Genomic DNA, 15062 nt, shown 5'->3' on the forward strand with positions numbered 1-15062 from the left:
CGACACCACCCACGGCACCACGCCAGGCACCACCGACGGCTCCTCGACCCGCTGCTCCGGCGACGACGCCTGCTCCACGATCACGTGCGCGTTGGTGCCGCTGATTCCGAACGACGACACTCCGGCCCGCCGGGGACGTCCCGTCTCGGGCCACGCGGTGTGCTCCGCCAGCAACTGGACCGCACCGGCCGTCCAGTCCACGTTGGAGGAGGGCAGCTCGGAGTGCAGGCTGCGCGGCAGCTCCCCGTGCCGCAGGGCCATCACCGTCTTGATCAGGCCCGCTACCCCGGCGGCGCCCTGGGTGTGGCCGATGTTGGACTTCACCGACCCCAGCAGCAACGGGTGTTCGCGCTCCTGCCCGTACGTGGCCAGCAGGGCCTGCGCCTCGATGGGGTCGCCGAGGGTGGTGCCGGTGCCGTGCGCCTCCACCGCGTCCACCTGATCCGCGGTGAGGTCGGCGCTGTCCAGGGCGGCCCGGATCACTCGCTGTTGCGCGGGGCCGTTCGGGGCGCTCAGGCCGTTGGAGGCGCCGTCCTGGTTGATCGCGGTGCCGCGCACCACGGCGAGCACGGGGTGTCCGTTGCGCCGGGCGTCCGACAGCCGCTCCAGGACCAGCACCCCGGCGCCCTCGCTCCAGCCGACTCCGTCGGCCGCGTCGGAGAAGGGCTTGCAGCGCCCGTCGGAGGCCAGCCCGCCCTGCGCGGTGAACGAGACGAAGATGCCGGGCGTGGACATCACGGTCGCACCACCGGCCAGCGCAAGAGTGCACTCGCCCGACCGCAGTGACTGCACCGCCCAGTGCAGCGCGACCATCGAGGACGAGCAGCCCGTGTCGACGGTGACGGCAGGGCCTTCGAGACCGAGTACGTACGACAGCCGCCCGGAGATGACGCCCGCCGCATGGCCGGTGGTGGAGTAGATCTCCATGTCCTCGCGGGCCGCAGCGACCACCTTGCCGTAGTCCTGCCCGGTGGTTCCGGCGAACACTCCGGTCCGGCTGCCGCGCAGCCGCGTCGGCGCGATCCCGGCCCGTTCCAGCGCCTCCCAGGCGGTCTCCAGGAGCAGCCGCTGCTGCGGGTCCATCGCGACCGCCTCCCGCGGCGAGATGCCGAAGAAGTCGGGATCGAACTCCGTCGCGTGGTCGAGGAAGCCGCCTTGGCGGGCGAGGCTGCGGCCGCGCCCGTCGCCGCCGAGCCTGGCCAGGTCCCAGCCCCGGTCCGCCGGGAAGTCCGACATCACGTCCCGGCCCTCGACGACCAGTTGCCACAGGTCTTCGGGCGAGGCCACGCCGCCGGGAAACCGGCAGCCGATGCCGATGATGGCGATCGGCTCGACCGCCGACGCGGTCAGCTGCTGGTTCTGCCGACGCAGCCGCTCGTTCTCCTTGAGGGAGGACCGGAGCGCTTCGATGTACTGGTTGGGGGTGTTCATGCACGTTCTCTCAGGTCGGGCGTGCGTCCGGATGTGGCGCCGTGCGCCATGCCGTGCGTCATTCCGTGGTGGTCTCGGCCGCCAGCCGCAGCAGGCTCTCGCCGTCGAGGTCGTCGAGGTCGTCGGGGTCGTTTTCGGGACCGGTCCGCGCGGGGGCCGCACGAGTGGTGTCGTCACCGCCGCTGTCCGCGAGTCCCAGTACCAGGTCCAGCAGTCCGGCCTTGCGCAGCCTGCTCGGCGGAATGGAAGCCAGGACCCGGCGGATCTCGGCCTCGGGGTCCTCGGCGGGCTCCCGTGTGCCGGGGAACAGCTCGGCCCCGATGTGCCCGGCGAGGGCGGTGGGGTTCGGGTGGTCGAAGACCAGCGCGGCCGGCAGGGGCAGCCCGGTCACCGCCTTGAGCCGGTTCCGTAGTTCCACCGCGCTCACCGAATCGAAGCCGAGGTCACGGAAGGCCCGGTCGGCCGGGACGGCGTCCGTCCCGGAGTGGCCGAGGGCCGCGGCCACCTCGGCCCGTACCGCGTCGAGCAGGACGCGGCGCCGTTCCGCGTCAGGCAGTTCGGCGAGGCGGTGCGGCAACGACGGCGTACCGTCCGCGGTTTTGTCCCCGGCGTCCCCGGCCTCCCCCGTGTCGTCGGCGGGCGCCGGTTCGCGGGCTTCCGGCAGGCCGGACAGCAGCGGGCTGGGACGGGACACGGTGAAGCTGGGGGCGAACGCGGCCCAATCCATCGCCGACACCGTCATGGTGGTCCGGTCGTCGTCAAGGACCCGCTGGAGCGCGGCGATGGCCTTGGGCGGCTCCATCGGCAGAACGCCGCGCTTCGCCAGCTGTTCCACCAAGCGGGGGTCGGTGGCCATACCCGCCTCGCCCCAGGCGCCCCAGGCGATCGACGTGGCGGTCAGGCCCCGGGCACGGCGGTGTTCGGCCAGCGCGTCGAGGTAGGCGTTGCCCGCCGCGTAGCCGGGCTGTCCGCCGCTGCCCCAGGCCGAGGCGCCCGAGGAGAACAGCACGAACGCGTCCAGCTGGGCATCCGTGGTCAGTTCGTGCAGGTTGAGCGCGGCGGTCAGCTTGGGCCGCATCAGCGCGTCCAGCCGGTCGGGGGTCAGCGACGCCGCTTCGCTGTCGCCGTCCGTCACCCCGGCGGCGTGTATCACCGCGGACAGCGGAAATTGGGGGAACTCGGCGGGAATGGCCGACAGCACGGCGGAGAGCGCGTCGCGGTCGGCCGCGTCGCAGGCCACGACCGTCACCCGCGCGCCCAGGCCCTCCAGTTCGGCGCGCAGTGCGGTGGCGCCCGGCGCGTCCGGGCCACGACGGCCGGCGAGCACGACGTGGCCGGCGCCGCGCTCGATGGCCCACCGGGCGAGATACGGGCCCAGACCGCCGGTGCCGCCGGTGATGAGCACGGTCCCGCGGGTACGCCACGGCCGCTCGGGCCGCGCGGAGGCGGGCTCGGCGTGGAACAGCCGGCGGCCGAACGCGCCCGACGCGCGGACAGCCACCTGGTCCTCGCCGTCCAAGCCCGCCAGTACTCCGGCCAAGCGAGCGGCGGCGCGCTGGTCCAGCGTCTCCGGGAGGTCCACCAGGCCGCCCCACAAACCCGGTTGTTCGAGCGCGACGACCCTGCCGAAGCCCCACAGCGCGCCCTGCACCGGGTGGCTGACCCGGTCCTCCCGCGCGGCCGAGACGGCGCCGCGCGTGACGCACCACAGCGGCGCGCGCAGCCGCGCGTCGCCCAGCGCCTGGACCAGGGCGAGGGTCGCGGACAGTCCGCTCGGGACGGAGGTGAACCCGGAGTGCGGCCGCTCGGCGAGGCCCAGCAGCGAGAGGACTCCGGTGAACTCCGTGGCGGGGTGAGGAGAGTTCTCACCGGCATGGGCCAGTCGGGCCGCCAACTGCTCGCGGTCGGTGTCCTCGGTGGACTCCACATCGATCCGCACCACGTCCGGGCCCAGGGCGTCGAGCACCGCTTCGGCCCATGGATCGCCCTCGCATTCGGCCGGGACCACCGCGAGCCACCTGCCGGTGAGCGGGGTGGCCGCGGGTTCCCGCAGCCGGGTCCAGTCGGCCCGGTAGCACCAGGCACCCGCGGCCGACCGCCGCCGGTACTGCTCACGCCACGCGGACAGTCCGGGCAGCACGGCGGAGAGGGATTCCCGACCGCCGTCGGCGTCGACGCCCAATTCCGCGGAGAGCGCGTCGAGGTCGCCGCTCTCCACGAGTGTCCAGAAGGCGGCGTCCTCACCGTCGGTGGCGCCGGTGCCACCGACGGCCTGCACGCGCTCCGCTGTGGGCTCCGGCCAGTAACGCCGACGCTGGAACGGGTAGGTGGGCAGGTCGACGGGGCGGCCGCCGCAACCGTCCGGGAGCACCGTACGCCAGTCGACCGGGAGCCCGCGCACCCAGCCCTCGGCGATCGAGGTCACGAAGCGCCGGGCGCCGCCGTCGTTCCGGCGGATCGAGCCGAGGACCACCGCCCCGTCGGCACCCGCCGTCTCGCAGGTCTCCTCGATCGCGCCGGCCAGCAGCGGATGGGGGTTCGTCTCGACGAAGATCCGGTGGCCGTCGGCCAGCAGCGACCGGGTCGCCTGCTCCATGCGCACCATCTGCCGCAGGTTCGCGTACCAGTAGTCGGCGTCCAGCGTGGCCGTGTCCAGCCGCTCACCGGTCACCGTGGAGTAGAACGGCACCCGCGAGGACACCGGGCGCAGCGACGCCAGGACGGTCAGCAGCTCGTCCCGTACGGCTTCGGCCTGCGGTCCGTGGCCCGCGATGTCGGATCGCACCTTGCGGGTGCGCAGGCCCTGGGCCTCGCACTCCCGCATCAGTTCGTCCAGCGCCGCCGGGTCTCCGGAGACCACCACGGTCGAGGGCCCGTTCAGCACCGCCAGGGACAGCCTCCCCGGCCAGGCTTCCAGCAGCGGGCCCACCCGCTCGGCGGGGGCGGCCACCGACATCAGGCCGCCGTGCCCGGCCAGCTTCAGCATCGTCCTGCTGCGCAGCGCGATGAGCGTGGCGGCGTCCTCGAGCGACAGGGCGCCGGCGATATGAGCCGCGGCGACCTCGCCCTGTGAATGCCCTACGACGGCGCCGGGTTCGACGCCGTGGGAGCGCCACAGTTCGGCCAGCGCCACCATCATCGCGAACAGCGCGGGCTGTACGACATCGGCCCGTTCCAGCACTTCGGGATCCCCGGCACCGGCCAGCAGGTCGGTCAGCGACCAGTCGATGTGGGGGGCGAGTGCGTCGGCGCAGGCGGTCACCGTGTTCCGGAAGACGCGGGAGGCCGCGAAGAGCTCCCGGCCCATGCCCCACCATTGCGAGCCCTGGCCCGGGAAGACGAACACCGGGCCGGTCTCGTTCTCCAGCGCGGTCCCGCGCACCAGGCCGGAAACGCTGCCCTGGGCCGCCAGTGTGTCGAGGAAGCGCAAGCGTTCGTCGCGGTTGCTCCCGAGCACGACCGCACGGTGGTCGAAGGCGGAGCGGGTGGTGGCCAGGGACCATCCGACCTCGGCGGGCGGGGGTGTCGGGTCTTCCAGCGCGAACGCCCGCAACCGTGCGGCCTGTGCGCCGAGCGCCGTCGCGGACCGCGCCGACAGCACCCACGGTACGGGGCCGTCGGTCTCGGGGGCGGGGTGTTCACGGGTGTCGGGTGCCTCCTCCAGGACGGCGTGTGCGTTCGTTCCGCTGATGCCGAACGCCGAGACCCCGGCGCGGCGCGGCCGGTCCGCCCGGGGCCACAGCCGCTGCTCGGTGAGGAGTTCCACGGCGCCGGAGGACCAGTCCACCCGCGAGGACGGGGTGTCGGCGTGCAGGGTGCGGGGGAGCGTGTCGTGTCGCAGGGCCAGCACCGTCTTGATGACGCCCGCGACCCCGGCCGCGGCCTGGGTATGGCCGATGTTGGACTTGAGCGAGCCCAGCCACAGCGGCCGGTCCGCCGGCCGCTGTCGGCCGTAGGTGGCCAGCAGCGCTCCCGCCTCGATCGGGTCGCCCAGCCGGGTGCCGGTGCCGTGTGCCTCCACGGCGTCGATGTCCGCGCCGGACAGGCCCGCGTCGGCGAGCGCCTGGCGGATGACGCGCTGCTGGGAGGGGCCGTTGGGCGCGGTCAAGCCGTTCGACGCGCCGTCCTGGTTGACCGCGCTCCCCCGTACCACCGCGAGGATCCGGTGCCCGTTGCGCTGCGCGTCCGACAGGCGCTCGACCACCACCACGCCGACGCCTTCGGAGTATCCGGTGCCGTCCGCGTCGTCGGAGAACGCCTTGGCCCGGCCGTCGCGGGCGATCGCGCCCAGCCGGGAGATCCGGGCGAAGCTGACCGAGTCGGTCATCACGGTCGCTCCGCCGACCAGGGCCAGCGAGCACTCGCCCGCGCGCAGCGCCCGCGTCGCCAGGTGCAGGGCGACCAGGGAGGAGGAGCATGCGGTGTCCACGGTGACGGCGGGGCCCTCGAACCCGAAGGTGTAGGACAGCCGGCCGGAGAGCACGCTCGCCGCGAGTCCGGTGGCGGCGTGGGCCGCCATGTCCTCGCGGGATCCGGTCACCACGTGCGCGTAGTCCTGCCCGTTGCTGCCCATGAAGACCCCGGTGGGGCTGCCGCGCAGGGACCGCGGGTCGAGTCCTGAGCGTTCGACGGCCTCCCAGGACACTTCGAGCAGCAGCCGCTGCTGCGGATCCATGGTCACCGCCTCGCGTGGCGAGATACCGAAGAACGGGGCGTCGAACTCGGCCGCGTCGTAGAGGAATCCGCCCTCGAAGCGGGCGCCGCTCCACGGCCCGTCGCCGTCGAAGGCGCCGAGGTCCCAGCCGCGGTCGGCGGGGAAGTCCGAGATCGCGTCCCGGCCCTCGGCCAGCAACTCCCACAGCTGCTCGGGGGTGTTCACGCCGCCGGGCAGCCGACAGGCCATGCCCACGATCGCCAGCGGTTCGTCGGCGGCCCCGGCCGGTGCCGCGGGCGGGGCCGGTACGTCCGGGGCGGACCGTTCACCGCCCAGTCCGGCCACCAGGTGTTCGGCCAGCAGCCGGGGGGTCGGGTAGTCGAAGACGACGCCGGTGGGCAGCGCCAGTCCTGTGTCGGCCGCGAGGTGGTTGCGCAGCTCCACCGCGGTCAGGGAAGTGAATCCGGAGTCCCGGAAGGCTTTGTCCGCGTGCACCAGGTGCGTCGCGTTCGCGGACGGGTGCCCGAGCACGGCGGCCGCGCGCTCCCGTACCGTCTCCAGCGCCCGCGCGGCCCGCTCGGCTTCCGGGAGGTCGCGCAGCCGCGGCGCCGGTGCGCTGCCCTCGCGGGGCGCGCGCCGTGCGTACGGCAGCTCTTCCAGCAGTGGGGTCCGGCGCAGACCGGAGGGCGGGGCCTGCGACGCGAGGTGCGATAGGTCGGCGACCACCAGCGTCGGATGCGGTTCGGTGACCGCCTCGGACAGCGCCGAGACCGCGAGCCGCGGATCCAGCCGTGCGAGCGCGACGCCGGATGCTTCGGAACCCGGTCGGGCGGCCATGCCGGTGCCGCCCCAGCCTCCCCAGGCAATCGAGGTCGCGGGCAGGCCCCGCGCGTGCCGACGCTGCGCCAGCGCGTCCAGTGAGGCGTTGGCGGCCGCGTAGTTGGCTTGTCCGGGATTGCCCACGGCCGACGACACGGAGGAGAACAGGACGAACGCCGACAGGTCCGCGTCCCGCGTGAGCTCGTCGAGCAGGAGGGCCGATGCGACCTTGGCGCGGAACACCGCGGCGAAGCGGTCCGGGGTCAGCCGGTCGAGTACGCCGTCGTCCAGCACACCCGCCGCGTGCACCACCCCGGTCAGCGGCCGGTCGGCCGGGATGTCCGCCAGTACGGCCTCCAGCCCCGCCCGGTCGGCGGCGTCGCAGGCGGCGATGGTGACGTCCGCGCCCAGCTCGGTCAGCTCCCGGCGCAGGTCCGCCGCGCCCGAGGCGGCGGGGCCGCTCCGGCTGATGAGCAGCAGGTGCGGTCCGTCGCTCCCGGCCGGTCCGCGGGTGGCCGGCCCGCGTCGGGCGAGCGCGCGCGCCACGTGCGCGCCGAGCGCGCCGGTCCCGCCGGTGATCAGCACCGTGCCGGACGGCTCCCACTCCGCCGCGGGGCGCGGGGCCGGGGCGGGCACCAGCCTGCGTACGTACGTACCGGACGGCCGTACGGCGACCTGGTCCTCGCCGTCCCGGCCCGCCAGTACCGCGACGAAGGCGGCGGCCGAGGGCTCGTTCAGCTCGGTGGGCAGGTCGATCAGGCCACCCCAGCGGTCCGGGTACTCCAACGCGGCCACGCGTCCCAGCCCCCACAGCGCCGCCTGCGCCGGGCCGACCGGGTGCTCGGCGTCGTTCACGGCCACCGCGCCGCGCGTGACGCACCACAACGGGCAGTGCAGTCCGGCGTCGCCCAGCGCCTGCACCAGCGCGGCCGTGCGGACGAGCCCGGCGGGTACTCCGGCGTCGTCCGCTGATTCGTCCGCTGCCAGCAGGGAGAGCACCCCGGCCACGGACGGAAGGCCGTCGGTCGCGGTGGTGAGGCGTTCGGCGAGGGCGGCACGGCCGGCGTCCCCGGCTTCCCGGGCTTCGATGCGGACGGTGTCCTGCCCCAGGGCATCGGCGACGGTGGAGATCCAGTCCTCGTCCGGGCCGCCCGGCGGGGTGACGACCAGCCAGGTACCCGATGCCTTCCCGGCCGGGAAGCTCCGCCGCCGCCAGACCTCGCGGTGGCGCCACGAGTCCACGGTGGACCTCTGGCGGTGCCGGGTCCGCCACGAGGACAAGGCGGGCAGTACGGTACGCAGCACCGCGGCGTCGGTGTCCAGATCCGTCGCCAGCGATGCGACGTCCTCCCGCTCCACCGCCGCCCAGAACTCCGCCTCGGCGCCGTCGCCGTCCCGGACGGGTGTGTCCGCGACCGGCGCGAACCGCTGGTGCTGGAACGGGTAGGTGGGTACGTCGACCCGGTGCGCGCCGGTGTCCGCGAACAGCTCGGGCCAGTCGACGGCCACCCCCGATACGTGGAGCCGCGCCAGCGCGGTCACGGCCGCGAGTTCCTCGCCGATGTCCTCGCGCAGCAACGGAACGGCGACGGCGTCGGGCGCCAGGGACTCCTGGGCCATGGCCGTGAGGACGCCGTTCGGTCCCAGCTCCAGCCAGGCGCCGGCGCCCTCGGCGGCGATCGCGCGCACCCCGTCGGCGAACCGTACGGTCTCGCGGACGTGGCGCACCCAGTAGTCGGGCGAGCTCAGCTCACCGGTGGTCGCGAGTCTCCCCGTCACATTCGACACGACCGGAATGCGCGGCTCATGGAACGTGAGCCCGCCGACAGCCGCACGGAACTCCTCCAGCATCGGGTCCATCAGCGCCGAATGAAACGCGTGGCTGACAGCCAGTCTCCTCGTCCGGCGGCCCGCCAACCGCGCGGCGGCCTCCTCGACCGCGGTCTCCTCGCCGGACAGCACCACCGACGACGGCCCGTTCACCGCCGCCACCGACACCTCACCGGACAGCAACGGCCGGACCTCGTCCTCCGCCGCCTCGACGGCCACCATCGCCCCGCCACCGGGCAGGCCCTGCATCAGCCGGGCCCTCGCCGCCACCAGCGCACAGGCGTCCGGAAGGGACAGCACTCCCGCGACGTGAGCGGCCGCGATCTCACCGATCGAGTGCCCGGCCAGGTAGTCGGCCCTCAGACCCCATGTCTCCGCGAGGCGGAAGAGGGCTACTTCGATGGCGAACAGAGCGGGTTGGGCGAAGCCGGTGCGGTTCAGCCGCTCGGCGTCCTCGCCCCAGATCACTTCGCGGAGGAGACCGGTGGTGCCGGGCGGTGGCAGGTGCTCGGACAGCTCCACGAGTACCGCGTCGAATGCTTCCGCGAAGGCCGGGAAGCGGGCATGCAGTTCGCGGCCCATGCCGATCCGCTGGCTGCCCTGTCCGGAGAACAGCACCGCGAGTGGCCGTTCGGCCGCGACGCCCCTGGCGAGTTCCGGTGCGCCCTCGGCGGAGCCCAGGAGCACGGCGCGGTGCTCGAAGACCGACCGGCCCGTCGCCAGGGAGAATCCGGTGTCGGCCGGGGAGGCCGGCCCGCCTCGCAGGGACCGCACCCGCAGGAGATGCTCGTCGAGGGCGGCGCCGGTCCGGGCGGAGACCACCCAGGGCACCGCGTCGGGCACGATCGGCACCGGGTCGGCGTCGCTCTCCGGCGCCCCCGGGACCTCGGGGGCCCCGGGTGTCTCGGGGGCCTGTTCCAGGACGACATGGGCGTTCGTACCGCTGATCCCGAACGACGACACCCCCGCGCACCGGGCCCGGCCGGTCTCCGGCCACGCGATGGTCTCGCGCAGCAGCGCGACCCGGCCGGCGGACCAGTCCACCCGCGTGGAGGGCCTTTCGGCGTGCAGCGTACGGGGCAGCGTGGCGTGGCGCATCGCCTGGACCATCTTGATGACCCCGGCGACTCCGGCGGCCGCCTGCGTGTGGCCGATGTTCGACTTGAGCGAGCCCAGCCACAGCGGGCGGTCCGGCTCCCGGCCCTGGCCGTAGGTGGCGAGCAGCGCCTGCGCCTCGATGGGGTCCCCGAGCCGGGTGCCGGTGCCGTGCGCCTCGACCACGTCCACGTCGGAGGTGGTCAGCGCGGCGTTCTCCAATGCCTGCCGGATGACCCGCTCCTGCGCCGTTCCGTTCGGCGCCGTCAGGCCGTTCGAGGCGCCGTCGGAGTTCACCGCGCTGCCGCGCACCACCGCGAGTACGGGATGACCGTGCCGCCGCGCATCCGACAGCCGTTCGACGACGAGCACCCCGACGCCCTCGGACCAGCCGGTGCCGTCCGCCTGCTCGGAGAACGCCTTGCACCGCCCGTCCGGGGCCAGCCCGCCCTGCCTGCCGAACTCCGGGAAGATCGCCGGGTCCGACAGCACCGTGACCCCGCCGACGACGGCGAGCGAGGACTCCCCGCCGCGCAGCGACCGCACCGCCATGTCCAGCGCGACCAGCGAGGACGAGCACGCGGTGTCCACGGTGACGGCCGGGCCCTCCAGACCCAGGGTGTAGGCGAGGCGGCCGGAGAGAACGCTGGCCGCGGTGCCGGTCATCACGTGGCCCTGCTGGTCGTCGCCGTCCGCGTCCGGCGGCTGCCGGTAACCCCAGTGGTAGGTGCCGACGTACACGCCGGAGCGGCTGCCGCGCAGGGTCAGCGGGTCGATCCCGGCCCGTTCCAGCGCCTCCCAGGACACCTCCAGCAGCAGCCTCTGCTGCGGGTCCATCGCCGCGGCCTCGCGCGGGGCGATGCCGAAGAAGCCGGGGTCGAACTCGGTGGCCCCGGCCAGGAATCCGCCCTCGTGGGTGGGGCTGCCGCCCGGGCCGTCGCCGTGCAGGGCGCCCAGGTCCCAGCCGCGGTCGGTGGGAAACCCCGTGATGGCGTCCCCTTCGGCGCGGACCAGTTCCCACAGCTCCTCCGGGGAGCCGACCCCGCCGGGCAGGCGGCAGCCCATGCCGACGATCGCGATGGGTTCGCCGGCGCGCTGCTCCAGTTCCTCGACCCGCGCCCGCGCCCGCCGCAGGTCGGCGGTGACCCGCCTGAGGTACTCGACGATTTTGCCCTGCTGGTCTTCTGGCACCGGACCGTCCTCACGGCTCAACGAAAGTGTGACTGCTTACTGGGGTTCGAATTCCTCGTCGATGAGGTCGAGCAATCGGTCCACCGGCAGCGAATCGATGTCCTCGGTGGAGACCCGATCGGGCATCGGATCGGGTGGTTTCGCGTCGGGGTCGGTGTGGTCCGCCTGACCGTCACCCATGCGGTCCGCCAAGTGGTCCGCGACCGACGCGGGCGTCGGATGGCTGAACACGAGGGTGTCGGGCAGTCTCAGCCCGGTGACCGCGCCGAGCCGCGCGCGCAGTTCGGTCTCGGTCAGTGAGTCGAAGCCCAGTTCCCGGAAGGCCAGGTTCGCGTCCACCTGGCCGGGGTCCGCGTGGCCCAGCACCGCGGCCGCCTCGGCACGCACCAGGTCGAGCAGGACGCGGGCCCGTCGAGCGGCGGGCATGCCCCGCAGCCTCTCCGGGCGCGGCGCGGCGACTCCCGGTCGCCCGGCGGGCCGGTCGGCGTCGTACTCGGCGACGTACTCGGCGGCGTACTCGGCGGCGTACTCGGCGGCGGGTTCGGTCGCCGGGGACGGGTCGTCGAGCCGCGGCACCGGGCGTACGAACAGGGTGTCGACCGACAGCACCGGCTCCCCGCCCGGTTCGACGGCCTCGATCGCCAGCGAACCGTCCCGCTGGGCCGAGAGCCGCACACGCAGTGCCGTGGCACCGGACGCGTGCAGGGAAAAGCCGTGCAGGTACGAGGGAAGGCCGATGTCGGCGCCGGGCGGGGTGGCGTGCCGGGCGGCGTCCAGCAGCGCGGGATGCAGGACGAACGCGGCCGTGTCGGCTCCCGGTGGAAGGACCACCTCGGCGAACACGTCCGCGCCGCGCCGCCAGGCCGCGCGCAGCCCCTGGAGCATCGGCCCGTAGGAGAATCCGGCCTCGGCCCACCGCCGACGGAAACCCTCGGCCTCGACCGGCTCGGCCCCCGGAGGCGGCCATGCGGCCGTGTCGAGCCCGCGGTCCGCGCCGCTCTTGGGGGCGAGCACACCGAAGGCGTGCTCGATCCACGGCGCGCCGAAGGCCGGGGCGGGCCGCGCGTGCACGGTCACCGGCCGCCGTCCCGATTCCCGGGCGGCCCCGACCCGCAGCTGAAGTTCCACCGCCCCGGATTCGGGCAGGACGAGCGGCGAGGTGAGGACAAGCTCTTCGAGGTGGGCGCACCCGGCCTCGTCACCGGCCCGGACGGCCAGTTCCGCCAGGGCCGTGCCGGGCAGCACGACCCGGCCGCACACGTTGTGGTCGGCCAGCCATGGCTGCCCGGCCACCGAGACGCGGCCGCCGCACACCAGGCCGACGTCCCCGGCGAGTTCCACGACCGTGCCCAGCAGCGGGTGTCCCGAGCCGTTCCGGGACGTGCCGCTTCCCTCCGCCCGGACGGTCGGCCAGAAGCGTTCGTGCTGGAAGGCGTAGGTCGGAAGGTCCACCCGGCGTGCGCCCGTGCCCGCGAAGAACACGCGCCAGGCCACCGGCACCCCGGCCACGTGCAGCCGGCTCAGTGCGGTCACCAACGCGGCCTCCTCACCCCGGTCCTTGCGCAGGGCGGGCACCGCGGTCACCCGCGTACCGGCCAGGTCGTCCCCGGCCATGGCGGACAGCGTGCCGTCCGGGCCGAGTTCCAGCAGGACGGTGGCGCCCGCCTCGCGGAGGGTGGTGAGGCCGTCGCCGAAGCGGACGGTGTCGCGGATGTGGCGCACCCAGTACTCCGGCGAGCACAGCTCCCCGCCCGTCGCGAGCCGCCCGGTCAGGTTCGACACCACGGGGACGCGCGGCTCCTGGAACTCCAGGCGCTCCACCGTGCGCCGGAACTCCGCGAGCATCGGGTCCATCAGCGGCGAGTGGAAGGCGTGCGACACGGACAGCCGGGTGGTCCTGCGGCCTCCGGCCGCCAGCGCACCGGCGATCCGCACAACCTCGCGCTCCGCTCCGGCGAGCACCACCCGCGACCGGCCGTTGACCGCCGCGATCGACACGCGGTCGGTCAGCAGCGGCCGCACTTCGTTCTCGGTGGCCCGCACCGCGACCATGGCTCCGCCGTCCGGCAGCGCCTGCATCAGCCCGGCGCGCGCGGCCACCAGGCGGCACGCGTCGGGGAGCGAGAACACCCCGGCCACGTGTGCCGCCGTCACCTCGCCGATCGAATGCCCGGCCAGGAGGTCCGGTGTCACGCCCAGCGACTCCACGAGCCCGTACAGGGCCACTTCGACGGCGAACAGCGCGGGTTGGGCGAACCCGGTCCGGTCGAGCAGGTCCGGGTCCTCGCCCCACAGCACGTCCCGCAGCGGCACGTTCGTCCGCAGCAGGTCCGTATGGCGGTCGAATTCCGCCAGCACCGCGTCCAGCCGCTCGGCGAACACCGGGAAACGGCCGTACAACTCCCGCCCCATGCCGAGCCGTTGGGTTCCCTGCCCCGCGAACACCACCGCCGTCCGGCTCTTCCCGGCGACGCCGCGCGCCGCTTCGGACCGGCTCTCGCCGGCGGCGAGCAGGACCGCCCGGTGATCGAACGCCGAACGGCCGGTGGCCAAGGAGAATCCGACGTCGACGGCGGCATGGGGATCCGTTGTGGACACCGGAGTGGACCGGATCCGGTCCAATTGGGCGTCCAGCGCGGCCTCGGTCCTGGCCGACACCACCCAGGGCACCACGGCCGGAGAGATCTCCGGGTTCCGCTCGGGCTCGTCGGCCGGTGCGACCGGCGGCGCCTGTTCGAGGATGGCGTGCGCGTTGGTTCCGCTGATGCCGAACGAGGACACTCCGGCGCGGCGCGGTCGGCCGGTATCCGGCCACGCGGTGTTCTCACGCAGCGGTTCGACCGCCCCCGCCGCCCAGTCCACCTGGGACGTGGGCACGTTCAGGTGCAGGGTGCGCGGGAGCGTCCCGTGCCGCAGCGCCAGCACCGTCTTGATCACGCCCGCCACACCCGCCGCCGCCTGCGCGTGGCCGAGGTTCGGCTTCAGCGAGCCGAGATACAGCGGGCGGGTCCGGCCCTGGCCGTACGTGGCGAGCAGGGCCCGCGCCTCGACCGGGTCGCCCACTCGGGTGCCGGTGCCGTGCGCCTCCACCGCGTCCACCTCGGAGGTGCCCAGCGCGGCGTCCTCGAGTGCCTGCCGGATCACCTGTTCCTGGGAGGCGCCGTTCGGCGCGGTCAACCCGCGTGAGGCGCCGTCGGAGTTCACCGCGCTGCCGCGCACGACGGCGAGCGCCGGGTGGCCGTGGCGCCGCGCGTCGGACAGCCGCTCCAGCAGCAGTACGCCCACGCCTTCGGCCCACACGGTGCCGTTCGCGTCGTCGGAGAAGGCCCGGCACCGGCCGTCCGGCGCGAGCCCGCCCTGCCGGGAGTAGCCAACGAGACCCCGCGGGGTGGACATGACGGTCGCGCCGCCGGCCAGCGCCAGCGAGCACTCTCCCGCCCGCAGCGCCCGCACCGCGCAGTGCAGCGCCACCAGCGAGGACGACGACGCGGTGTCCACCGTGATCGCCGGGCCCTCCAGGCCGAGGAAGTAGGCGAGCCGGCCGGTCGCCACGCCCGGCGAGGTGCCGGTGACGGCGTGCCCGGCCAGGTCCTCCTCCGCCCGCTGGACGACCAGTGCGTAGTCCTCGCCGCTGGTGCCGATGAACGCACCCGAGCGGCTGCCGCGCAGGGACAGCGGGTCGATTCCCGCCCGCTCGACCGCCTCCCAGGACACCTCGAGCAGCAACCGCTGCTGCGGGTCCATGGCCAGGGCCTCGCGCGGGCTGATCCCGAAGAAGCCGGGGTCGAACTCCGCCGCGCCGCGCAGGAAGCCGCCCCGCTGGGACGCGCTGCGGCCCGGGCCGTCGCCGGCGAGGGCGGCCAGGTCCCAGCCCCGGTCGGCGGGGAGGCCGCCGGTCGCGTCCTGCCCCGACACGACGAGGTTCCACAGGTCTTCGGGAGTATCGATCCCGCCTGGGTATCGGCACGCCATTCCGACGATCACTACCGGATCGCCGGAGGGCTCGGTGCCGGGCCTGACCGTCATGACGCCGTACCGCCTC

The 15062-nt window shown here is 74.4% G+C and carries 1 protein-coding gene and 1 pseudogene; both read right to left on the minus strand.

All coding sequences use genetic code 11. From position 1 onward, the window contains the following. A partial coding sequence (locus LCH29_RS40965; protein WP_446466768.1) for a type I polyketide synthase occupies positions 1-1464 on the minus strand: 1464 nt, incomplete at its 3' end. Positions 1465-1717: 253 nt separating this feature from the next. Next, positions 1718-15013 (minus strand): annotated as a pseudogene (locus LCH29_RS40970) (type I polyketide synthase); the annotation flags it as partial. Between the last annotated feature and the right edge of the window lie 49 nt (positions 15014-15062).

It is taken from the genome of Streptomyces sp. BRA346, assembly GCF_052851135.1.